This is a genomic window from Xenophilus azovorans DSM 13620 (assembly GCF_000745855.1).
GTDB classification, from domain to species: Bacteria; Pseudomonadota; Gammaproteobacteria; order Burkholderiales; family Burkholderiaceae_C; genus Xenophilus; species Xenophilus azovorans.
On the sequence record NZ_JQKD01000025.1, the window covers coordinates 26,631 to 48,412 of the forward strand.

Sequence of the window (21,782 nt, forward strand, 5' to 3'; positions counted from 1 at the left end):
ATAGAGAAGCCCTCCCGCAGGCTTCGCCAAAAAAAAAGCCCCGTCGCGTGGACGGGGCCTGAATGGATCCGTAGGACCCAAGGAGACAACTTGTCGGTTGTGCAGCCGGCCGGGTGGTGGTCGCCGGGGCCGGCTGGCCGGGATCAGCGCTTGGCCTTGCCGGCGGCCGTCTTGGCGGCGGCGACGGCTTGCGACTGGACGGCGTTGAAGTTGGCTTCGGCCACGTCGGAAGCCTGCTTGACGGCCTTCTGGACGGACTCGAACGCGTTGTTGGCGGCGGCCACGGCGCTCTTCATCAGGGCGACGCCGGTTTCGGAGCCGGCCGGGGCGTTCTTGGCGGCGCTGTCGACCAGGTTCACGAAAGCCTGCTGGGCTTCGGCGGCCTTGACTTCGAAGGCCTTGCTGAATTCGGCGCTGGTGCCTTGGGCGATCTCGTACAGGTGACGGCTGTAGGAAGCGGTCTTCTCGGCCAGGGGCTGCAGCAGGCCGGCCTGCAGGGCCAGCAGCTCTTGCGCGTCCTTGGCGCTGAGCACGGCCTGGGCCGTTTCGGCGGCTTCGCTCAGGGCGGCCTTGGAAGCCTGCACGTTCAGTTCGACGATCTTCTCGACGCCTTCGAAGGCCTTGGTGGTCAGGCCGAACAGGATTTCGACGTTGGCCTTTTGGGCGGCGATCAGTTGGTCAGCGGTCAGTGCCATGTTCAATTCTCCAGAGGTAGGTGGATGGGCGCTGCTCTTTTTGTTGCGGTGCAGCATGAATCGAAGTATGGCATCGGGGATTTCCCTCTACAAGTCCTTTTTGCTGCATTGCAGCAAGATTAGAGGCGCCTGCCTAACGCCGGGGCGACAGGGCGGCCGCCGGCGGCTGGGCAGAATCGGCCGCATGAGCGCATCACGACCCACGCCGCAGGCCCGCGGGAGCTACCCCGTCTTCCGCACCATCACCACCCGCTGGATGGACAACGACCTGTACGGGCACGTCAACAACGTCGTCTACTACAGCTGGTTCGACACGGCGGTCAACGCCTACCTGATCGAGCAGGGCGCGCTGGACATCCACCACGGCGCCACGGTGGGCTTCGTGGTGGAGACGCAGTGCAATTACTTCGCGCCGCTGGCCTTCCCGCAGACCGTGGAAGCGGGCATCCGCGTGGCCGAGGCCGGACGTTCCAGCGTGCGCTACGAGGTCGGCCTGTTCGCCGCCGGCGCGCCGCAGGCGGCGGCGCAGGGGCATTTCGTCCATGTGTACGTGGACCGCGCCACGCAGCGCCCCGTGCCCCTGCCGGATGCGCTGCGGGGCGCCCTGCAGGCACTCACATCTTCTTCATCGCCTTGATGTCGGCCTTGCCCTTGGCCTCCACGGCCTTGGCTTCCTTCTGGCAGGCGTTCTTGGCATCGCCCTGCATGTCGTCGCACTTCTCCTTGGCGACCTCGTAGCCGGCCTTGACCTTCTCCTCGGCGACCTTGCGGGCGTGCGAGTCGCTGGGCTTGTACTGCTGCTCCAGCTCGGCCTTGGCCACGTTCTCCTGGCCCTTGGCCTGCTTCTCGCACACGTCTTTGGCGTTGTCCTTGAGCGTGTCGCACTGGGCCTTGGCCGACTTGTAGTCGGCCTCGATCTTGTCCTTGGCGGCCTTGTATTCCTCGCGCGTCATGGCGTTCGCGGCCTGCGTGCCGGCGAAGCAGACGGAGGCGATGGCCATCATGAGCAGGTGCTGTCTCGTGGTCATGGTCGGCGTCCTCCTTGCGCTCAGTACTTCTCGAACCACAGGGCCGCGGGCGTGCGGCCCTCGGCGCTCTCCCATTCCTTGACCTGCTTCTCGGCCTCGTCGCGGCTGATGCCGTGGCGTTCCTGGATCTTGCCCAGGAGCTGGTCGCGCTTGCCGGCGACGACGTCGAAATCGTCGTCCGTCAGCTTGCCCCACTGCTCCTTGATCTTGCCCTTGAGTTGCTTCCAGTTGCCTTCGATGGTGTCCTTGTTCATGCCGAACTCCTTTGCTTGAAACATCCGGCGGTCTATGCGCTGCGCCCCGTTGCGCAGGGCGCCTTGCCGCCGTGGGATCCAGTCTGGTGGCCGGGCGAAAACGGACCGGTAGGACGCCCCGGCGAGGCCCCGTAGGCGCGGGCCGACGGGCTTCGTGATAATGGCTGCGACACCCCTTTTCGCCCGAGACAACGCCCGAGCCGCCCGGCGCCGCACCATGATCATCACCAGCCTCCTGGACACCGACCTGTACAAGTTCACGATGATGCAGGTGGTGCTGCACCACTTCCCGGGCGCGAAGGTGGAGTACCGCTTCAAGTGCCGAAACCCGGGCATCAACCTGGCGCGCTTCGCCTCCGAGATCCGCGAGGAGGTGCGCGGGCTGTGCCAGCTGCGCTTCAAGGAGGCAGAGCTTGCCTACCTGCGCTCCATGCGCTTCATCAAGAGCGACTTCATCGACTTCCTGGGCCTGTTCCAGCTCAACGAGAAGTACATCGACATCGTTCCCCAGGCCAGCGGCGAGCTGGAGATCAGCATCCGCGGCCCCTGGCTGCACACCATCCTGTTCGAGATCCCGGTGCTGGCGATCGTCAACGAGGTGTACTTCCGCAACACGCAGCCGCAGCCCGACCTGGCCGAGGGGCGCCGGCGGCTGGAGGCCAAGATCGAGCAGCTCCAGGGCGAGGGGCTGGAGGACCTGAAGATCGCCGACTACGGCACGCGCCGGCGCTTCTCCAAGGAGTGGCACGAGGAAGTGCTGCGTACCCTGGCCGCGCGCCTGGGCGCGGTGACGCCCGGCGCGCCCGTCACCGAGCGCCAGCCGCAGCTGGCCGGCACCAGCAACGTGCTCTATGCGATGAAGCTGGGCCTGATCCCCCTGGGCACGATGGCGCACGAGTACCTTCAGGCCTGCCAGGCGCTGGGGCCGCGGCTGCGCGACAGCCAGACCTACGGCTTCGAGATGTGGGCGCGCGAGTACCGCGGCGACCTGGGCATCACGCTGTCGGACGTGTACGGCATGGACGCCTTCCTGCGCGACTACGACCTGTACTTCTGCAAGCTGTTCGACGGCGCGCGCCACGACAGCGGCGATCCGTTCCAGTGGGGCGAGCGCATGATCGCCCACTACATCGCCAACCGGGTGGACCCGCGCACCAAGACGCTGATCTTCAGCGACAGCCTGACCATGCCGCGCACCATCGAGCTGTACCGGCAGTTCCGCGGCCGCTGCATCCTGGCCTTCGGCATCGGCACCAACCTGACCAACGACCTGGGCTACGAGCCGCTGCAGATCGTGATCAAGATGATCCGCTGCAACGGCCAGCCGGTGGCCAAGCTCTCGGACACGCCGTCCAAGAACATGTGCGAGGACGAGAAGTACCTGGCCTACCTGCGCCAGGTGTTCCAGATCGAGCAGCCCGCCGCATGAAGGCGGCGGCCACCCTGGCGGCCGGCCTGGCCGCGCTGCTGCTGCCCGCCGCCGCGGGCGCCGCCGAGATCGACGGCGCGGCGCTGTCGCCGCTGTGGGCCGTGCCCTTCGCCGGCATCCTGCTGTCGATCGCGCTGCTGCCGATGCTGGCGCCGGGCTTCTGGCACCACCACTTCGGCAAGGTGGCGGCCGCCTGGTCGCTGGCCTTCCTGCTGCCCTTCGCCGCGGCGTTCGGCCCGGCCGCCACCGGCAGCCAGTTCGTGCATGCGCTGGTGGGCGAGTACATCCCCTTCATCCTGCTGCTGACGGCGCTGTTCACCGTGGCCGGCGGCATCCACATCCGCGGCAACCTGCACGGCTCGCCGGGGCTGAACACCGTCATCCTCGCCATCGGCGCGGTGCTGGCCAGCGTGATGGGCACGACCGGCGCCTCGATGCTGCTGATCCGCCCGCTGATCCGCGCCAACGACAACCGGCGCCACCGGGTGCACGTGGTCGTGTTCTTCATCTTCATCGTGTCGAACGTCGGCGGCTCGCTCACGCCGCTGGGCGACCCGCCGCTGTTCCTGGGCTTCCTCAAGGGCGTGGATTTCTTCTGGACGACGGTCCACCTGCTGCCCGACACGCTGTTCATGCTGGCCGCGCTGCTGGCCGGCTTCTATGCGCTGGACCGCTTCTACTACCGGAACGAGGGCGTGATGCCGCTGGACCCGACGCCCGACACGCGCGGCGTCGTCTTCGACGGCGCGGCCAACTTCTGGCTGCTGGCCGCCATCGTGGGGCTGGTGCTGATGAGCGGGGTGTGGCAGTCGACCGTGGCCTTCGACGTCTTCGGCACGCCGGTCGGCCTGCCGGGCCTGGTGCGCGACGCCGGCCTCATCGCCGTGACGCTGGTGTCGCTCAAGATCACGCGCCGCGAGGTGCACGAGGCCAACCAGTTCGGCTGGGAGCCGATGCTGGAGGTCGCCAAGCTCTTCGCCGGCATCTTCCTGACCATCGTGCCGGTGATCGCCATGCTCAAGGCCGGCACCGAGGGGCCCTTCGGCGCCATCGTCGCCGCCGTCACGCGGCCCGACGGCCAGCCCAGCCCGGCGGCGTACTTCTGGGCCACGGGCGCGCTCAGCTCCTTCCTGGACAACGCGCCGACCTACCTGGTCTTCTTCAACACCGCCGGGGGCGACGCCGCCACGCTGATGACCACCCATGCCGCCACGCTGGCCGCCATCTCGGCCGGCGCGGTGTTCATGGGCGCCAACAGCTACATCGGCAACGCGCCCAACCTGATGGTCAAGGCCATCGCCGAGAGCCGCGGCGTGCGGATGCCCAGCTTCTTCGGCTACATGGCCTGGTCGTGCGGCATCCTGCTGCCGCTGTTCGTCATCGCCACTTTCATCTTCTTCCGCTGAGGTTCATGTCCATGAGCAAGCCCAAGGTCCTGGTCGCCCGTGCCGTCTTTCCCGAGGCCATCGCGCGGCTGGAAGAGCATTTCGAGGTCGAGACCAATCCCGACGATGCGCTGTGGAGCAAGGCGCAGCTCATCGGGAAGCTGAAGGGCAAGGCGGGCGTCTTCACCACCGGCAGCGAGCGCATCGACGCCGAGGTGCTCGACGCCTGCCCGGACCTGAGGATCTGCGCCAACATGGCCGTGGGCTACAACAACTTCGACGTGCCGGCCATGACCGCGCGCGGCGTGCTCGCCACCAACGCGCCGGACGTGCTGACCGAGACCACCGCGGACTTCGGCTTCGCGCTGCTGATGGCCACGGCCCGCCGCCTCACCGAGAGCGAGCATTTCCTGCGCGCCGGGAAGTGGACCAAATGGTCCTACGACATGTTCGCCGGCGGCGAGGTGCACGGCAGCACGCTGGGCATCATCGGCATGGGCCGCATCGGGCAGGGCATCGCCAAGCGCGGCGCGCACGGCTTCGGCATGAAGGTGATCTACCACAACCGCTCGCGCCTCGCGCCCGCGCTGGAAGCGGAATGCAAGGCCGGCTACGCCGGCAAGGAAGAGCTGCTGAAGACCGCCGACCACGTGGTGCTGGTGGTGCCGTACACGCCCGAATCGCACCACACCATCGGCGCGGCCGAGCTGGCGCTGATGAAGCCGACCGCCACGCTGATCAACATCGCGCGCGGCGGCATCGTCGACGACGCGGCGCTCGCCGCGGCGCTGCGCGAGAAGCGCATCGCCGCCGCCGGGCTCGACGTGTTCGAGGGCGAACCCCAGGTGCATCCCGACCTGCTGACCGTGCCCAACGTGGTGCTCACCCCGCACATCGCCAGCGCCACGGTGCCGACGCGTCGCGCGATGGCCGACCTGGCGGTGGACAACCTGGTCGGCTACCTGGTGCACGGCGAGCCGAAGACGCCGCTGAACCCGGAGGTGGTGAAGGCCTGATGGATACGTTCCCCCTGGAGACCTGGCTGCTGCTGGCGCTGGCGGCGGTCAATCTCGTCCTGCTGCTGTGGCTGCTGCTGCGCCGCCCGCCGCCGCCCGACGGCGGGGTGTTGTCCTCCGTCGTCGGCGCGGCCGTCGACAAGTCCGAGCGCAGCCTGCGCCAGGAGCTTGCCGAATCCGCCCGCGCGACGCGCCAGGAAAGTGCGCAGCAGCTTGCCACCTTCCAGCAGACGCTGCTGGCCCAGGGCGCGGAGACGGCGCGCACGCAGAACGCGCAGATCGACGCCTTCGCCCAGCAACTGGCGCGCATGCAGGGCTCGCTGGGCGAGACGCTCAACACCCAGCTCCACGGCCTGACCGAATCCAACGCGCGCCGGCTGGCCGAGGTGCGCGCCACCACAGAGCAGCTGGCGCAGACGCTCAACACGCAGCTGCAGGCGCTGAGCGAGACCAACGCGCGCCGCATGGCCGAGGTGCGCGCGACGATGGAGCAGCAGCTCGCGCAACTGCAGGCCAGCAACGCCACCAAGCTCGACGAGATGCGCCAGGTGGTGGACGAGAAGCTGCAGACCACGCTGGAGGCGCGCCTGGGCGAGAGCTTCAAGCAGGTGGCCGAGCGGCTGGAACAGGTCTACAAGGGCCTGGGCGAGATGCAGACGCTGGCGCAGGGCGTGGGCGACCTCAAGCACCTGCTGACCAACGTGAAGACGCGCGGCATGTTCGGCGAGGCGCAGCTCGGCGCGCTGCTGGAGCAGGTGCTCTCGCCCGAGCAGTACGCCGCGCAGGTGGCCACGCGCCCGGACCTGCGGCACGCGGTGGACTTCGCCATCCGCCTGCCGGGACGCTCCGAGGGCGGGCAGCCGGTCTGGCTGCCGATCGACGCCAAGTTCCCCAACGAGGACTACGAGCGCCTGCTGGACGCCCAGCAGCGCGCCGACGCGCTCGCGGCGGAGGCGGCGGCCAAGGCGCTGGAGACGCGCATCCGCCTGGAGGCGCGCGGCATCCGCGAGAAGTACGTCGAGCCGCCGCACACCACCGACTTCGCCATCCTGTTCCTGCCCACCGAGGGCCTGTACGCCGAGGTGCTGCGCCGGCCGGGCCTGGTGGAGTCGCTGCAGCGTGAGCACCGCGTCACGCTGGCCGGGCCGACCACGCTGCTGGCCATGCTCAACTCGCTGCAGATGGGCTTTCGCACGCTGGCGCTGGAAAAGCGCAGCAGCGAGGTCTGGCAGGTGCTGGGCGCGGTGAAGACCGAGTTCATGAAGTTCGGCGAGGTGCTGGACAAGGTGAAGAAGCAGACGCAGACCGTGCTCAACACGCTCGACCAGACGCAGACGCGCACCAACGTGCTGACGCGCCGGCTGCGCAGCGTCGAGGCGCTGCCCGATGCGCAGGCCCAGGCGCTGCTGCCCGGCCTGGACGCGGCGGCCGGCGGGGCGGACGACGAGGGCGGCGCTTGAGCTGCGTGCGCCCGTCATGAACGGCGCCGAGCTGCTGCGCCTGATCGCCGCGCAGGTGTGCCTGCACGCCACCATGGCCGGCATGCGCCTGGCGACGCCGCTGCTGGCGCTGCAGCAGGGCCACAGCGCCGCCGCGGTGGGCGTGCTGATCGCGCTGTTCGCGCTCACGCAGGTGTTCCTGGCGCTGCCGGCCGGCCGCTTCGCCGACCGGCACGGCTTCAAGCGGCCGCTGCGGCTGTCGGTGGTCGCGGCCGTGGCGGGGCCGGCGATGGCCGTCGCCTGGCCGCACTTCGGAGTGCTGTGCGTGGCCGCGCTGCTGACCGGCGGCGCCACCGGCGCGACCGTGATCGCGCTGCAGCGCCACGTCGGCCGCGCCGCGCATGGGCCGGCGCAGCTCAAGCGCGTGTTCAGCTGGCTGGCCATCGCGCCGGCGGTGGCCAATTTCCTCGGCCCCTTCGCCGCCGGGCTGCTCATCGACCACGCGAGCGCGCCCTTCGGCGGACAGGCGGCCGATCCGCTGGCCTTCCGCCTGTGCTTCGTGCTGCTGGCGCTGCTGCCGGTGGCCTGCTGGCTGCTGGTGCGCCGCGCGCAGGAGCCGGCGCCCACGCCGCCGCCCGCCGGCCAGGCGCCCACGCGCGCCTGGGACCTGCTGCACGCACCGATGTTCCGCCGGCTGCTGTTCGTCAACTGGCTGCAGTCCTCCAGTTGGGATGTGCACGCCTTCGTGCTGCCGGTGCTGGGCCACGAGCGCGGGCTGGGCGCCTCCGCCATCGGCGCCATCCTCGGCGCCTTCGCCGTGGCCGCCGCGCTGGTGCGCGTGCTGCTGCCGCTCTTGGCGGCGCGCGCGACCGAGCGCAGCGTCATCCTCGCTTCCACCGCCGTCACGGTGCTGGTGTTCGCGGTCTACCCGCTGCTGCACTCGCCGTGGACGATGGCCGCCTGCTCGGTGGCGCTGGGCTTCGCGCTCGGCGCCGTGCAGCCGATGGTGATGAGCATGCTGCACCAGATCACCCCGCACGATCGGCACGGCGAGGCGCTGGGGCTGCGGCTGATGACCATCAACGCGTCGAGCGTGGCCATGCCGATGCTGTTCGGCTCGCTGGGCGCGCTGATCGGGATCGGTGGCGTGTTCTGGGTGATCGGCGCGGTGGTGGCGCTGGGCATGCCGGCGGTGCGAGGGCTCAAGACGCCGCAGGGTCGGCATTGAAATGAAGCACCCCCCAAGCCGCTTCGCGGCTCCCCCCTCTCTCGCCTTCGGCGGGAGGGGGGCGCACCCAGAGGCCTGGCAGAGCCAGTTCCTCGGGTGCCCTGAGGGCTTCGCTGCGCTCGCCGACCGGGATGGTGCGTTTCATGCGATGCGGGTGGTGTGCCGCGCCATGGACAACTGATTCATCGACATGCCGGGCCGGTATGCTCGGCCGGTTCCATTGAAGGGGAGTGAGCGACGATGCGACGTTTCGAACTGGTCGAGGGCAACTCCAGCAAGTTCTGGGAGGTGGAGCAGGCAGGCAGCGACCTGAACATCCGCTGGGGCCGCATCGGCACCGCGGGCCAGAGCCAGACCAAATCCTTCGACGACGAGGCCAAGGCCGCGGCCGCGCTGACCAAGCTGGTGAGCGAGAAGACCGGCAAGGGCTACAAGGAGGCGGGCGTGGCGGCCGGCGCCACCATCGGCAGGACCGAGGCCAAACCCCAGGCCGACGCTCCGGCGCCCGCAGCCGCATCGGCGGCGCCGGTCGCCGCGCCCGCACTGCCCGTTGCCGCCGAAAGCCTGGACAGCCAGTGCGACCGCGTGTTCGAGGCGGTGCGCGCCGAGATCGCCGGGGGCGCGCTCAAGCTGGGCGACAAGCTCTCCGCCGCCGTGCTCAAGCGCCAGCATGGCGTGAGCGAGCAAGGCGCAGCCATGGCCTTCGAGCGGCTCAAGAACAGCGGCATGCTGTACGGCTGGGGCGGCACGGCACAGGTGCAGGACAGGGCCCAGGCCCTCGCGCTGGCGTTGGGCGAACAGGCGCAGGGGGCTGTCGCCGGTGCTGCGCCGGCCGCTGCTGCGCCGGCGGCCGAAGGCACGCCGCCGTGGCTGGCGCAGGGCGAACCGCTGCGGCTGACGGAGACCGTCCGCGCCGCCGCCTACGCCACGCGCCGCCACCCGCAGCCCGTCACGCCGCGCAGCGTGGCCGCCGCCTGGCATCTGGCGCGCTCGAAGACGGAACTGAGCGTCGACGTCAGCGCGACGGACGCCGCGCTGCGCCCCGCGCTGCAGCGCATGCTGGACCGCACGGCGCTGGCCGAGCCTGCCGCGGACGCGGAGGCCGACACGCTGCTGCTCGCGCTGGCGCTGGGCACCACCGGCTACTACGGCGAGAGCGAACCCGGCGCGGCCATCGTCGACTACCTGGTGGCGCAGTACGGCCTGCCGGGCGCGGTGGACGTGTTCCTGGCCGCCCAGCGCGTGAAGGTCGACACCACCTACGACCGCAACGCCAAGGCCCGCAAGAGCGGCTTCACCGCCGCCGTCAGCCGCCCCATGAGCAACGGCTGGCGCGGCCCGCTGGGGCAGGGCGAGGAGGCGCTGCGCAAGCACCTGGCCGCCGCGCCCGAGGCCGTGTGGCAGGACTGCGCCGACCGCATCGAGGCGGCGCTGCCGTCGCTGCACGCCAGCCGCCAGCCGGTCGTCGCGCTGCTGCTGCCCGACCGGCCGCAGCTCTCCGACGCGCTGGCGCTGCGGCTGGCCGGCGAGAAGGACACGCCCGACACGGCGCACTGGCTGCTGCTCACCGCGAACGATCCCGCCGCCCTCGCGGCGGCGGCGAAGGTGCGGCTGAGCTATTCCAGCGGCTTCTGGGGCTACGCCCGGATGGCGGCCACCGCGCTCGTCGAGCGGGGCACGGCCGCCGTCGACGTGCTGGAGCGCGGTGCCGCGCAGGACGAGGCCGGCGAGGCGCTGGCCGCCATCGGCACGCCCGAGGCGGTGGCGGCGCTGGCCCGGGTGGCGAGCACGTCGAAGGCGGCGCTCGCGCGCCTGTCGCTGGCGGTGGACCGCTGGCCGCAGGCGGCGATCGTGGCGCTGTCGAAGCTGGTCGCCGCCGGCGGCAAGGACGCCGGCCTGCTCACGCCCAGCCTCACGCGCCTGCTGCGCGCGCACGGCGGCCTGGTCGACGGCCTGCGCCCCTGGCTCGATGCCGGCGCGCAGGGCGCCATCGACCGGCAGCTGGCCCTGCTGTCCGGCCCCGCCGAGGTGGCCGGGGCGGACGAACTGCCCGGCGTGCTGGCCTCGCCGCCCTGGCTGGCCAAGGTGCAGAAGAAGGCCGCGGGCGTGCTCGCGCTGGAGCCGCTGCCGCTGGCGTCGGTGGAGCAGTGGGCGCCGGGCGAACGCGAGGCGGCCCTGCGCCTGAACCAGTGGCAGCAGCAGCGCCACGACAAGGCGGCCAAGGACGTGCTGGCGCTCATCGACGAGCTGGGTTTCGACGACCGCAAGAAGTACTTCGGCGCCATCGGCGAAGCGGCCGCCGCCGCCATCCGCCGGCGCGATGCGCAGGGCCTGGTCGATGCCTGGCATGCGATGGTGGCCGAGCGCAAGAAAGAGCGCTACTACTGGTTCTGGTTCGACGCGCAGTACGTGCCCGTGCTGCCGCCGGACGTGGCCGTGCCGTTCTGGAACGCGGTGGCCGGCGAGACCGAAACCAACGGCGCCGCTTACGTGATGGCCTCGCTGGGCCTGCCGGCGCTGCCCGGCCTGCTGTCGGTGGTGCGCTCCAAGCCGAGCGAGAACCTGCCGCTGGCGCTGAACTACGGCGCCGTCGAACTGGCCGCGCCCGCGGCGCGCGCCTTCGCCAAGCTCAAGTCGGTGCGTGAGGCCGGCCGGGCCTGGCTGCTGCGCTACCCCGAGCATGCGGCCTGCGGCCTCGTCGCGCCGGCGCTGGGCAAGGCCGGCGAGGCGCGCGACTGCGCCGGCTCCGCGCTGCGGCTGCTGCAGGCCCAGGGCCACGGCGCGCTGCTGCTGGAGGTGGCCGGCCGCTACGGCGACGAGGCCGCGGTGCAGGCCCTGCGCGCCGTGCTGGACGAGAGCCCGCTCGACCGCTTCCCCACCAAGCGCGCGAAGCTGCCCGAGTGGTGGCAGCCGCGCGGCTGGCGCCGGCCCGAGTTGCTGAACGGCAAGGCGCTGCCCGACGAGGCGCTGGATCACCTGGGCCAGATGCTCACCTTCCCGACCAACGAGGAGGTCTACGGCGGCATCGCCGTCGTCCAGGAAGCATGCCGGCCCGGAACGCTGGCCGACTTCGCCTGGGACGGCTTCAGCGCCTGGCTGGAGGCGGGCGGCCCGAGCAAGGAAGGCTGGGCGCTCACCGCGCTGGGCCTCTTCGGCAACGACGACACGGCGCGCAGGCTCACCCCTTTCATCCGCGCCTGGCCCGGCGAGTCGGCGCATGCCCGCGCGGTCACGGGGCTGGACGTGTTGGCCGCCATCGGTTCCGACGTGGCTTTGATGCTGCTCAACGGCATCGCGCAGAAGATCAAGTTCAAGGGCCTGCAGGACAAGGCGCGCGAGAAGATCGATGCCATCGCCGAGGCGCGCGGCCTGACGACCGAGGAGCTGGAGGACCGCCTGGCGCCCGACCTGGGCCTGGACGAGCAGGGCACGCTGAGCCTGGACTTCGGCCCGCGCGCCTTCAAGGTCGGCTTCGACGAGACGCTCAAGCCCTACGTGCGCGAACTGGATGCCGCCGGCACGCCGGGGGCCCGCCTTCCCGACCTGCCCAAGCCGAAGAAGACCGACGACCCTGCGCTGTCGAAGGAGGCCACCGAGCGCTTCAAGCTGCTGAAGAAGGACGTGCGCACCATCGCCGGCCAGCAGCTGCTGCGGCTGGAGGTGGCCATGTGCGCCCGCCGCCGCTGGACGCCCGAGCTGTTCCGCATGTTCCTGGTCGAGCACCCGCTGGTGCGCCACATCGTCCAGCGCCTCATCTGGGGCGTGTACGAGGTGGAGGGCGGCGGCAGCTACGGCGGTCGGCTGGTCTCCTGCTTCCGCGTGGCCGAGGACGGCAGCTTCACCACCGCCGAGGACGACCCGTTCGAGCTGCCCGAAGGGGAGCAGGTCCGCATCGGCGTGCCGCACGCGCTGGAACTGCCGGCCGCCGACGCCGCGGCCTTCGGCCAGGTCTTCGCCGACTACGAGCTGCTGCAGCCCTTCGCGCAGATCGGCCGCGACACCTACACGCTGGGCGACGCCGAGAAGGCCGCCGACAAGCTCGACCGCTGGAAGGGCGCCAAGGTGCCTACCGGCCGCGTGCTGGGGCTCGTCAACAAGGGCTGGCGGCGCGGCCAGGCGCAGGACGGCGGCGGCATCTGGTACTTCCTCAAGCCCCTGGGCGCGAAGAAGGTGATCGAGCTGTACCTCGACCCCGGCATCATCGTCGGCATGGTCGACGAGTACCCCGAGCAGGAACTGGGCGAGGTCAAGGTCGGCCCGCCCGGCTCCTGGGGCGAGATCCAGGAGCCCGAAGCCTTCAGCGCACTGGACGACATCTCGGCCAGCGAGCTGATCCGCGACCTGGAGGCGCTGCGGGCATGAGCCGGCGGGCGGGCGCGGCCCTCGCCGGCATGGCCCTGGCCGCTGCCGCAGGAGCGGCGCCCCGCGATGCCGCGCCGGAGGTGTCCACCCGCGTCTCGACGGTGCTCACGAGCGCGCATTGCGAGGCGCCGGGCTTCGCCGGCCTGTGCCGCGTGATCGTCGCCGACGAGGGCTTCGAGCACGTGCAGTCGCGCGTGTGGATCGAATGGCTGTCGCCGCGCGAGCGCGGCGCGCCGGTGCGTCTGCGCCGCATGGCGGTGCACGACGTCGGCTCCTGGGTGCTGGCGCCCGCGCCGCGCGGCATCGACGGCCGCCGCGTGCACTTCGACGCCACGCACACCTACTCGATGGAGCGCCGCGCGCGCGTGCTGGAATTCGGACCGCCGGGGCACTACCGCTGGATCGGCGGACCGTGAAGGCGTCGCGCTATGGTTGTTCTCCTTGCCGCCGCTGCCGGCGGCCGACTTGATTCACAGGAACCCGGATGGCCTCGTCCCGCAAACCCGATCCCGCCGCTTCTCCAGCCGCGCTGCAGCGTCCGCCTGCCGAGATCCTTTATGCCGACCAGCTCGCGAAGCTGCAGGCGCAGGACGGCGCGAATCCGCGTCCGCCCGGCTGGCAGCTCAGCCTGAAGGCCGCGCGTGCGTTCATCCTGGGCGACGCGCAGCTCGCCATCGCACCCAAGATCGTCGCGCCCGTGGCCAGCATCGAGCGCATGCTGGTCACGCTGGCCACCGGCCGCGGCCTCATGCTGGTGGGCGAGCCGGGCACCGCCAAGTCGATGCTGTCGGAACTGCTGGCGGCGGCGATCAGCGGCACGTCCACGCTCACCATCCAAGGCGGCGCCTCCATCACCGAGGACCAGATCAAGTACGGGTGGAACTATGCGCTGCTGATCAACGAGGGCCCCAGCCCGCGCGCACTGGTGCCGGCGCCGCTGTACCGCGGCATGCAGGCCGGGCAGGTGGTGCGCTTCGAGGAGATCACCCGCGCGCCGCTGGAGGTGCAGGACTGCCTGCTGGGCATGCTCTCCGACCGCGTGATGGCCGTGCCCGAGCTGGCCGGCGAGCACGGCATGCTCTATGCGCGCGAGGGCTTCAACATCATCGCCACCGCCAACACGCGCGACCGCGGCGTCAACGAGATGAGCGCCGCGCTCAAGCGCCGCTTCGACTTCGAGACCGTGTTCCCCATCCTCGACTTCGACCGCGAGCTGGCGCTGGTGGAGGACGCCTCCGCGCGCCTGCTGGCCCAGAGCGGCATCCCGCAGACCGTGCCGCAGCCCGTGCTGGAACTGCTGGTCACCACCTTCCGCGACCTGCGCGGCGCCGCCGGCGGTGATGGCGCGATGGACCGTCTCAACGCCGTCATGTCCACCGCCGAGGCCGTCAACGTCGCCCATGCCGTGGGCGTGCGCGCCTGGTTCCTCGAGCAGCGCGAGGGCTCGCCGCAGGACCTGGTCGACTGCATCGCCGGCACCGTCGTCAAGGACAACGCTGACGACCGCGCCAAGCTGCGCCGCTATTTCGAGCAGAAGGCGGCCAAGCGCGAGGGCGCGCACTGGCAGGCGTACTACGAGGCGCGGCACCGGCTGCCGTGAACGCGTGACGGCGGCGCAGCCCCACATCCTCGGCATCCGCCACCACAGCCCCGCCTGCGCGCGGCTCGTCGCGGCGCGCATCCGTGCGCTGCGCCCGGCGCATGTGCTGATCGAGGGGCCGGCCGACTTCAACGCGCGGCTCGACGAGCTGTACCTGCCGCACCGGCTGCCGGTGGCGATCTATTCGTATCTCTGCGGCGACGACATGCACCGCGGCTCGTGGTCGCCGCTGGCCGAGCATTCGCCCGAGTGGCAGGCGCTGCAGGCGGGGCGCGAGGCCGGGGCGCAGGTGCGCTTCATCGACCTGCCGGCCTGGCACGACGCCTTCGCGTCGCTGGAGAACCGCTATGCCGACGTGGCCGACGCCGAGCACGAGCGCCGCGCCGAGGCCTACGAGGAGGCGCTGACCGAGCGGCTCGCGGTGCAGGGCCGCGACGCGCTGTGGGACCACCTGTTCGAGGACGGCTGCGCCGAGGACGAACTGGCCGCGCGCCTGGCCGCTTACTTCGAGCGCCTGCGTTCGGCGGACGACCCCGGATCGCAGGGCAACCAGGCGCGCGAGCGGATGATGGCCTGCTGGATCGCCTGGGCCATGGCCCGGGGTGACGGCCCGGTGCTGGTGGTCTGCGGCGGCTACCACGCCCCCGCGCTGGCGCGGCTGTGGCCGGCCATGCCGGCGGACGAGCCCGAACTGCCCGCGCCGCCGCAGGAGGAGGGCGCCGCCGTGCGCTTCGGCTCCTACCTCGTGCCCTACACCTTCAAGCGGCTCGACGCCTTCGCGGGCTATGCCTCCGGCATGCCGTCGCCGGCCTGGTACCAGTGGCTGTGGGAGCACGGCGCCGAGGGCGCGGCCCGGCGCGCGCTGCAGCATGTGATGCGGCGCCTGCGCGAGAAGAAGCTGGCCGCATCGACCGCCGACCTCATGGCCGTCCACCTGCGCGCGCAGGGCCTCGCGCGGCTGCGCGGCCACGGCCGGCCGCTGCGCAGCGACTGGCTCGACGCGCTGGCCGGCGCGCTGGTCAAGGGCGCGCTGGACGCGCCACTGCCCTGGACCTACCGCGGCCCCCTGCGCCCCGGCACCGACCCCGTGCTGGTGCAGGCGATGGACGTGCTGGCCGGCGACGTCGCCGGCGCGCTGGCGCCCGGCACGCCGCAGCCGCCGCTGGTGCAGGCGGTACAGGGCGAACTGGCTGGGCTGGGCATCGAGTTGCGCGGCACGCTGCAACTGGACCTGCTCAGCGACACCGGCCGCGCCAGGAGCCGCGTGCTGCACCGGCTGGCAATCCTCGGCCTGCCCGGCGTGACGCGCACGCGCGGCCCGAAGCGGGCGCTGTCGGGCGAGCGCACCGAGGTGTGGACGCTGGCCCAGCCCTTCGAGCAGCAGGCCGCGCTGATCGAGGCCGGTGCCTGGGGCGCCACGCTGCAGGACGCCGCCCGCGCGAAGCTGGAAGACGAGCTGCGCCGGGCGCAGGGCCGCATCGCCGCGCTGGCCGAGGGCCTGAACCGCGCCGCCTGGGCGGGCCTTGCGGCGGTGAGCGGATCGCTGCTGCGCGAACTGCAGGCGGCCGTCGCCAACGAACCGCGCTTCGACGACCTGGCGCCCGCCCTCGGCACGCTGCACACGCTGCTGCGCCACGGCCAGATGCTCGGCATGGCCGATGCGCCGGTGCTGCGCGTGGTGATCGAGGCCGGCTTCGACCGCGCGCTGTGGCTGCTGGAGCCGCCGGCCGCCATCGCGCCCGCCGACATGCGTGCGCACCTGCAAGGCCAGCTCGCGCTGCGCCAGGTGGTGGCCGACACCCTGGCCGCACTGGAAGACGCCGCCGCCGGCGAAGGCGAGGCCGCGCACCGCCTGGCCATCGAGCCCGCGCGTGCCCTGGCCGTGTGGCAGCGCAAGGCCGCCGATGCCGCTGCCGCGCCCGTCAGCCGCGGCGCGGCGCTCGGCGCCGCCCTGAGCCTGGCGGGTCGCGGCGCCGCGGCGCCGACGCACCACGTGGCGGACGCCCTGCAACTGCTCCAGTCCATGCCCGCCGCCACGCTGGGCGACGCGCTCACCGGCCTGCTGGCGCTGGCGCGCGAGGTCCTGTCCTCCGAGCCCGCCTTCGCCGCCGGCATGGACCGCATGGTGCAGGCCCTCGACAACGCCGGGTTCGTCCTCGCGCTGCCGGCCCTGCGCGCCGCCTTCGCCTGGCTGCCGCCGCAGGAGCGCGGCGACTTGGCCGGGCAGGTGCTGGCGCTGCATGATGCAGGGCACCTGTCGCGGCGGGCGCTGACAGGGCGGCTGGCGGCCGGCGCCTCGGCGGAAGACCAGGCGGCGGCCCGGGCCGCCGAGGCGGCCGTCATGCAGCGCCTGGCCGCCTGGGGCATCGACCCGCAGGCGACGTGAACCCGGCCCGGCCGGCATCCAACCCATTCGACACCATGCGCAACGTCCTCGACTTCAGTTCCTGGTCCGCCATCCTCTCCACCCTGCTGGGCCTGGTGCTCGTCTCGCTGGTGGCGGTGGGCATCCGCCTGGTCTTCATGCAGACGCTGCAGCGCCGGCGCGAGCGCGAGAACCGGCAGATCAACGAGCGGCTGAAGACGCTGATCGCCGCCTACAAGACGCTGGGCGGCTCCTTCACGGGCGACCTGTCGGTGGACCCGTCGCACCGGCGCACGCAGCGCCTGCGGGCGGCGGACCCCGAAACGGTGGACGAAGGCGACGCCGGCCGCGACGCACTGCCGGAATCGGCCGCCGAGCGCCGGCGCCGCATCCGCGACGCGGTGGAGGCGGCGCTGTCCGACGTGATCCTGCTGGGCACGGAGGAGCAGGTGCGGCTCGCCGTGGCGGCGGCCAACGAGATGGTGGCCGGCCGCACGGTGCACACGGCCGAGCTGGTGGCCTCGCTGCGGCGCTTCATCCGCGAGGCGCTCGACCTGGAGCCGATCCCGGCCGACCTGCAGGTGCCCAGCCAGGGCCCGGTGCGCGCCGCCTCGGGCGGCGGGCGGGGCGGGGCGGGCCAAGGGGGTGGCGGCGGCGGGCGAGGCGGCGGCGGGGGCGGCGGCGGTGCGGGCGCCGGCATGGGCATGGGGATGGGCCTGGCCGGCGGCGCCGGCCTGCGCCATGCGGCGGGCGATGCCGATCCCGCCGGCGACGGCCGGCCGTGAGTGAGCGCGACATCCGCATGCCGCTCGACATCCCCGATCCCCTCCAGCGCTGGCGCCTGCTGCTCGGCGAGCCGGCCGAGCCCGCGTGCGGCGCACTGAGCGCCGAATGCCGGGCCGCCGATGCCGCGCTGGACTGGCTCTACGGCCGCGACGGCGAGCGGGCCGAGCGCGGCGAGCGCAGCGCCGGCCTGGGCCCTTCGGCCCTCAGCACGCCGGAGTGGATCAACGCCATCCACACGCTCTTTCCCAAGGAGGTGATCGAGCGGCTGGAGCGCGACGCGGTGGAGCGCTACGGCATCGACGAGGTGGTGACCAACCTGGAGGTGCTGGAGCGCATCGAGCCATCGGAATCGCTGCTGCGCGCCGTGCTGCACACCAAGCACCTGATGAACCCCGAGGTGCTGGCCGCGGCGCGCAGGCTGGTGGCCGAGGTGGTGCGCCGCATCATGGAGAAGATGGCCACCGAGGTGCGCCAGGCCTTCAGCGGCACGCGCGACCGGCGCCGGCGCTCGCGCATGAAGATCGCGCGCAACTTCGACTTCAAGCGCACCCTGGCCGCCAACCTGCACCGCTATGACCCGGCGCGCCGGCGGCTGTACCTGGAGACGCCGATCTTCAACAGCCGCACGCGCCGCCACGTCGAGCCGTGGGACATCATCCTGCTGATCGATCAGAGCGGCTCGATGGTGGACTCGGTGATCCACAGCGCGGTGATGGCCGCCTGCCTGTGGCAGTTGCCCGGCATGCGTACGCGCCTCGTGGCCTTCGACACCGAGGTGGTGGACCTCACGGCCGACGTGTCCGACCCGGTGGAGCTGCTGATGAAGGTGCAGCTCGGCGGCGGCACCGACATCGCCAGGGCGGTGGCCTATGCGCAGTCGCTCGTCGCCAACCCGGGCCGGAGCATCGTGGTGTTGGTGAGCGACTTCTACGAGGGCGGCAGCGCCGGCGAACTGGTGCGGCGCGTGAAGGCGCTGGTCGAATCGGGCGCCAAGGTGCTGGGCCTGGCCGCGCTGGACTCGCAGGCCGCGCCCGCCTACGACCGCGAGATGGCGGCGCGCCTGGTGAAGGAGGGCGCGCAGGTGGGCGCCATGACGCCCGGGCAACTGGCCGGCTGGCTCGCCGAGAAGGTGCAGGGCTGATGCCGCGCGCAGATTTGCTCGAACTCACCCCCGAGGCGCTGACGGCGCTGGCCAACGCCGGCTTCGTCAAGCGCGCGCAGAAGGACGTGGCCGCCGGCCTGCTGCCGCGCGTGGAGGAGGCCGGCGACGGCACGGTGAGCGCGCATTTCGACGACGGCGTCTGCACCCGCCTGCCGCCCGGACGCACCCTGCGCGACGCGGCCTGCGACTGCCCGGCCAGCGGCATGTGCCGGCACCGGGTGATGCTGGTGTTGGCTTACCAGGCGCGGGCTGGTGCCATGCAGGAGGCCGCGGCGCCGGCGGCCGAAGACGACGCCGACGGCCCCTGGTCCCCGGCGCAGTTCGACGATGCCGCGCTGGCGGCCGGCTTCGCGCCTTCGGTGCTGGAACAGGCGGCGCGGCTGGCGGCATCGCGGCCCGTGGTGGCGGTGCAGGCAGGGGCGACGCCCTCGGCGCGCCTGCCGATGTGCAGCGTGCGCTTCTTCTCGCGCAGCTCGCTGGCGCATGCGCGCTGCGACTGCCGTCAAGGGAGCGGCTGCGCCCACGTGGTGTTGGCCGTGTGGGCCTTCCGCGATGCCGGCGTGCCGGCGCCTGGCGCCGGCGAGACCATGGTGGAGGTGGCACCGCGCGGCGCCGACGGCGAAGCACCTGCGCCGCCCGCCGCGGCGCTGCAGACCGAGGCCGCGCAGGCGGCCCGGGTGCAGATCGACGGCCTGCTGCACGCCCTGTGGCTGGACGGGTCGAGCCAGCCGCTCATGGGCCTGGCGGCCCGCTTCGAGGCCGTGCGCGCCGGGGTGCAGGCGCTCGGCTGGCGCTGGGTCGACGATGCGGTCGACGAGCTGTGGCAACTGCTGCAGGCGCAGCAGGCGCGCAGCAGCCGTTTCGACGCGCAGCGCCTGCTGGCCGTGATGGCCGAGTTGTGGGCGCGCCTGCGGGCGGCGGGCCATGCCGAGGCGCGGGCGCATCAGGGCGCCCTGCCCGCGCTGCATGCCAGCCAGATCCTCGGCGTCGGCGTGAAGGGCGAGGTCGCACTGGACCATCTGCGGCTGGTCTCGCTCGGCGCCGCGCTGTGGTCGCAGGAGGACGCGGAGGGCGCGAGCGTGCTTTTCGCCGATCCCGACACGCAGGCTGTCACGGTGCTCGAACGCCATTGGCCGCGTGCGGCCGATGCAGCCGCGGGCGGGCAGCCGTCGCCCCTGGCGGGCCGGCGCGTGGCCGGTTTTCCGCTGCGCCAGGTGGCCGCCGGCCAGGTCGTCACCAAGGCGGCCACGCGCCGCGCCAACGGCCTGATCGACATCGCGGCCGGCGCGCGCCAGACCGGGGTGCTGCCGCTGTCGCCCCGCTCGTGGGACGAACTCGCCGCCCCGCTGCGCCAGCCCGGCGTGGCGGCGCTGGTGGCGCAGCTGCGCGATGCGCCGCCCGGCTTCGTGCAGCCGCGCCAGGCGGCCACCGGCGCGGCGACCGGCGCCGCCGGCGCGCTGCACGTGCTGGCCTTCGACGGCATGGCCACGCTGCACACCCACTGGGACGCCGCCGCGCAGACGCTGCATGCGCAGATCGCGGCGGAGGGCACCGACCCGGCGCCCGAGGATCGGCTGTGGATCGAACTGCCGCATCGCGCCGCCGCGCCCGGCGCGGTGGACGCGCTGGCCCGCGCCCTGGCCGGCGAGTGGGGCCCGCTGCGCGCCGTCGCCGGCACCGTCCGCCTGCAGGCCGGCCGGGCCGTGATGCAGCCGCTGGCGCTGCTCACCGCGCAGCGCGCCGTGGTGCTGCAGGTGGAGGTGCCGCCGCCGCACCCGCTGCCTCTGCACGGCGCGCATGACGAGGCGCCGCCCCTGGCGCGGCTGGCCGCCGACACGCTGGAGCTGCTCGCCCAGTGGCTGCGGCAGGGCCTGCGCCACCAGGGCGGCGGCCTGGCCGCGCGTGCCGACGCACAGGCGGAGCGCCTGCGCCGGTCGGGCCTGGGCCGCTGCGCCGACCTGCTGCAGGGCGCGATCGCCGGCCTGCGCGCCTCGCAGCGGCCGGCACTGGTCGCGCAACTCGCGACGCTGAGCCTGCTGGCGCAGGGCGTGCGGCAGCAGTGAGCGTCGCCGGGGTCTACAGCTTGTAGAAGCGCTCGATCACCGACCAGGCGTCCTCGGGCGTGTCCACGTACTCGAAGAGGTTCACGTCCTCCGGCGAGATCACGCCTTCTTCCGCCAGGAACTCGAAGTCGATCAGCCGCTTCCAGTAGTCCGAGCCGAACAGCACGATCGGCACCTGCCGGGACTTGCGCGTCTGCACCAGGGTGACGACCTCGAACAGCTCGTCCAGCGTGCCGAAGCCGCCCGGGAAGGCCACCAGTGCCTTCGCCCGCATCATGAAGTGCATCTTGCGGATGGCGAAGTAGTGGAACTTGAACGAGAGCGCCGGCGTGATGTAGGGGTTGGCGGCTTCCTCCATCGGCAGCGCGATCGACAGGCCCACCGAGAGACCGCCGCCCTCGTAGGCGCCGCGGTTGGCCGCCTGCATGATGCCGGGGCCGCCGCCGGTGCACACGAAGAGCTTGTCGGCCGGCTCCTTGTCGTCGCTGTAGTGGGCGACCAGCTTGCCGAAGGCGCGCGCCTGCTCGTAGTAGTGGCTGCCGCGCGCCAGCCGGCGCCAGCGTGCGGCGGCCTTCGCGTCGCCCTGCGCCTCGGCCTGGGCGATCAGGGCGGCGCTCTCTTCCTCGCTGCGGAAGCGCGCGCTGCCGAAGACGACGATGGTGTTCTCGATGCCATGGGCCTGCATCTCCAGGTCGGGCTTCATCAGTTCCAACTGCATGCGCAGGCCGCGCGTCTCGCGGCGCAGCAGGAATTCGGGGTCGGCGAAGGCGAGGCGGGAAGGGTCCTTGTCCAGCGGCAGGCCCTGGTCGGCGTGGGCCTGCAGCGTGGCCCACGCGTCGGCGAGGCGTTTGTCGTGGAGGCGGTGGGTGGCGTTCTTCGAAGACATGCGGCAGTGGCGGGCTGGGGCGCCGGGCGGCACCCCGCGGGGGCGGGCGATGTGATGCGGGGCGTGCATTGTGCGCCTGCCGCG

17 protein-coding genes are annotated in these 21,782 nt (G+C 72.3%); 13 read left to right on the plus strand and 4 right to left on the minus strand.

Features of this window, described 5'->3' with window-relative positions; genetic code table 11:
- Nucleotides 1–143: 143 nt before the first annotated feature.
- Entirely contained in the window at nucleotides 144–695 is a 552-nt protein-coding gene (gene phaP, locus Q392_RS15130; RefSeq protein WP_038209339.1) for a TIGR01841 family phasin, read from the minus strand.
- 184 nt (nucleotides 696–879) lie between these two features.
- Here phaP and Q392_RS15135 point away from each other — a divergent pair, with 184 nt between their 5' ends.
- A complete protein-coding gene (locus tag Q392_RS15135; RefSeq protein WP_038209341.1) occupies nucleotides 880–1,332 on the plus strand; it encodes an acyl-CoA thioesterase in 453 nt (150 codons plus the stop codon).
- Here Q392_RS15135 and Q392_RS15140 read toward each other — a convergent pair.
- Both Q392_RS15140 and Q392_RS15145 read right to left on the minus strand, forming a co-directional pair.
- The gene (locus Q392_RS15140; RefSeq protein ID WP_038209343.1) at nucleotides 1,310–1,723 is read right to left on the minus strand and encodes a hypothetical protein; all 414 of its coding nucleotides are present in this window, start codon (nucleotides 1,721–1,723) and stop codon (nucleotides 1,310–1,312) included. The genes Q392_RS15135 and Q392_RS15140 overlap by 23 nt on opposite strands.
- A gap of 20 nt (nucleotides 1,724–1,743) precedes the next feature.
- On the minus strand, nucleotides 1,744–1,977 hold the full coding sequence (locus Q392_RS15145) for a CsbD family protein (protein ID WP_038209346.1): 234 nt from the start codon (nucleotides 1,975–1,977) through the stop codon (nucleotides 1,744–1,746).
- A gap of 217 nt (nucleotides 1,978–2,194) precedes the next feature.
- On the opposite strand from Q392_RS15145, the gene pncB reads away from it, so the two are divergent.
- The 12 genes from pncB to Q392_RS15210 all read left to right on the plus strand — a co-directional run bounded on the left by pncB (nucleotide 2,195) and on the right by Q392_RS15210 (nucleotide 20,812).
- Nucleotides 2,195–3,406, plus strand: a complete 1,212-nt coding sequence (gene pncB, locus Q392_RS15150; protein WP_038209349.1) for a nicotinate phosphoribosyltransferase — start codon at nucleotides 2,195–2,197, stop codon at nucleotides 3,404–3,406.
- Nucleotides 3,403–4,812, plus strand: a complete 1,410-nt coding sequence (locus Q392_RS15155) for a sodium:proton antiporter (protein WP_038209352.1) — start codon at nucleotides 3,403–3,405, stop codon at nucleotides 4,810–4,812. Before pncB ends, Q392_RS15155 begins: the two co-directional genes overlap by 4 nt.
- 11 nt (nucleotides 4,813–4,823) lie before the next feature.
- The gene (locus tag Q392_RS15160; RefSeq protein ID WP_038209355.1) at nucleotides 4,824–5,807 is read left to right on the plus strand and encodes a 2-hydroxyacid dehydrogenase; all 984 of its coding nucleotides are present in this window, start codon (nucleotides 4,824–4,826) and stop codon (nucleotides 5,805–5,807) included.
- On the plus strand, nucleotides 5,807–7,267 hold the full coding sequence (locus tag Q392_RS15165) for a DNA recombination protein RmuC (RefSeq protein WP_038209358.1): 1,461 nt from the start codon (nucleotides 5,807–5,809) through the stop codon (nucleotides 7,265–7,267). The genes Q392_RS15160 and Q392_RS15165 overlap by 1 nt, the downstream gene beginning before the upstream one ends.
- Nucleotides 7,268–7,283: 16 nt before the next feature.
- Nucleotides 7,284–8,474, plus strand: a complete 1,191-nt coding sequence (locus Q392_RS15170) for an MFS transporter (protein WP_038209361.1) — start codon at nucleotides 7,284–7,286, stop codon at nucleotides 8,472–8,474.
- A gap of 240 nt (nucleotides 8,475–8,714) precedes the next feature.
- Nucleotides 8,715–12,836: a WGR and DUF4132 domain-containing protein gene (locus tag Q392_RS34050; RefSeq protein ID WP_038209372.1), complete on the plus strand. Its 4,122-nt coding sequence runs from the start codon at nucleotides 8,715–8,717 to the stop codon at nucleotides 12,834–12,836.
- A complete protein-coding gene (locus Q392_RS15185; protein ID WP_038209375.1) occupies nucleotides 12,833–13,252 on the plus strand; it encodes a hypothetical protein in 420 nt (139 codons plus the stop codon). Before Q392_RS34050 ends, Q392_RS15185 begins: the two co-directional genes overlap by 4 nt.
- A 68-nt stretch (nucleotides 13,253–13,320) precedes the next feature.
- The gene (locus Q392_RS15190; RefSeq protein ID WP_051953515.1) at nucleotides 13,321–14,436 is read left to right on the plus strand and encodes an ATP-binding protein; all 1,116 of its coding nucleotides are present in this window, start codon (nucleotides 13,321–13,323) and stop codon (nucleotides 14,434–14,436) included.
- Between the two features lie 4 nt (nucleotides 14,437–14,440).
- Entirely contained in the window at nucleotides 14,441–16,822 is a 2,382-nt protein-coding gene (locus Q392_RS15195; protein ID WP_038209378.1) for a DUF5682 family protein, read from the plus strand.
- 35 nt (nucleotides 16,823–16,857) lie between these two features.
- Nucleotides 16,858–17,586: a hypothetical protein gene (locus Q392_RS15200; RefSeq protein WP_038209506.1), complete on the plus strand. Its 729-nt coding sequence runs from the start codon at nucleotides 16,858–16,860 to the stop codon at nucleotides 17,584–17,586.
- The gene (locus tag Q392_RS15205) at nucleotides 17,583–18,728 is read left to right on the plus strand and encodes a VWA domain-containing protein (RefSeq protein WP_245610723.1); all 1,146 of its coding nucleotides are present in this window, start codon (nucleotides 17,583–17,585) and stop codon (nucleotides 18,726–18,728) included. Before Q392_RS15200 ends, Q392_RS15205 begins: the two co-directional genes overlap by 4 nt.
- Nucleotides 18,728–20,812 (plus strand): SWIM zinc finger family protein, encoded by a 2,085-nt coding sequence (locus tag Q392_RS15210; protein ID WP_038209381.1) that lies wholly within the window; start codon nucleotides 18,728–18,730, stop codon nucleotides 20,810–20,812. Before Q392_RS15205 ends, Q392_RS15210 begins: the two co-directional genes overlap by 1 nt.
- Nucleotides 20,813–20,825: 13 nt before the next feature.
- Here the strand turns inward: Q392_RS15210 and Q392_RS15215 are convergent, their stop codons facing one another.
- Nucleotides 20,826–21,698 carry an LOG family protein gene (locus tag Q392_RS15215; RefSeq protein ID WP_038209383.1) on the minus strand — a complete coding sequence of 291 codons (873 nt, stop codon included), beginning with the start codon at nucleotides 21,696–21,698 and terminating at the stop codon, nucleotides 20,826–20,828.
- Between the last annotated feature and the right edge of the window lie 84 nt (nucleotides 21,699–21,782).

Bases quoted from the DNA above. Each gene is read 5' to 3' on its own strand.
- phaP (WP_038209339.1), bottom strand. From the start codon at position 695: ATGGCACTGACCGCTGACCAACTGATCGCCGCCCAAAAGGCCAACGTC.
- Q392_RS15135 (WP_038209341.1), top strand. From the start codon at position 880: ATGAGCGCATCACGACCCACGCCGCAGGCCCGCGGGAGCTACCCCGTC.
- Q392_RS15140 (WP_038209343.1), bottom strand. From the start codon at position 1,723: ATGACCACGAGACAGCACCTGCTCATGATGGCCATCGCCTCCGTCTGC.
- Q392_RS15145 (WP_038209346.1), bottom strand. From the start codon at position 1,977: ATGAACAAGGACACCATCGAAGGCAACTGGAAGCAACTCAAGGGCAAG.
- pncB (WP_038209349.1), top strand. From the start codon at position 2,195: ATGATCATCACCAGCCTCCTGGACACCGACCTGTACAAGTTCACGATG.
- Q392_RS15155 (WP_038209352.1), top strand. From the start codon at position 3,403: ATGAAGGCGGCGGCCACCCTGGCGGCCGGCCTGGCCGCGCTGCTGCTG.
- Q392_RS15160 (WP_038209355.1), top strand. From the start codon at position 4,824: ATGAGCAAGCCCAAGGTCCTGGTCGCCCGTGCCGTCTTTCCCGAGGCC.
- Q392_RS15165 (WP_038209358.1), top strand. From the start codon at position 5,807: ATGGATACGTTCCCCCTGGAGACCTGGCTGCTGCTGGCGCTGGCGGCG.
- Q392_RS15170 (WP_038209361.1), top strand. From the start codon at position 7,284: ATGAACGGCGCCGAGCTGCTGCGCCTGATCGCCGCGCAGGTGTGCCTG.
- Q392_RS34050 (WP_038209372.1), top strand. From the start codon at position 8,715: ATGCGACGTTTCGAACTGGTCGAGGGCAACTCCAGCAAGTTCTGGGAG.
- Q392_RS15185 (WP_038209375.1), top strand. From the start codon at position 12,833: ATGAGCCGGCGGGCGGGCGCGGCCCTCGCCGGCATGGCCCTGGCCGCT.
- Q392_RS15190 (WP_051953515.1), top strand. From the start codon at position 13,321: ATGGCCTCGTCCCGCAAACCCGATCCCGCCGCTTCTCCAGCCGCGCTG.
- Q392_RS15200 (WP_038209506.1), top strand. From the start codon at position 16,858: ATGCGCAACGTCCTCGACTTCAGTTCCTGGTCCGCCATCCTCTCCACC.
- Q392_RS15210 (WP_038209381.1), top strand. From the start codon at position 18,728: ATGCCGCGCGCAGATTTGCTCGAACTCACCCCCGAGGCGCTGACGGCG.
- Q392_RS15215 (WP_038209383.1), bottom strand. From the start codon at position 21,698: ATGTCTTCGAAGAACGCCACCCACCGCCTCCACGACAAACGCCTCGCC.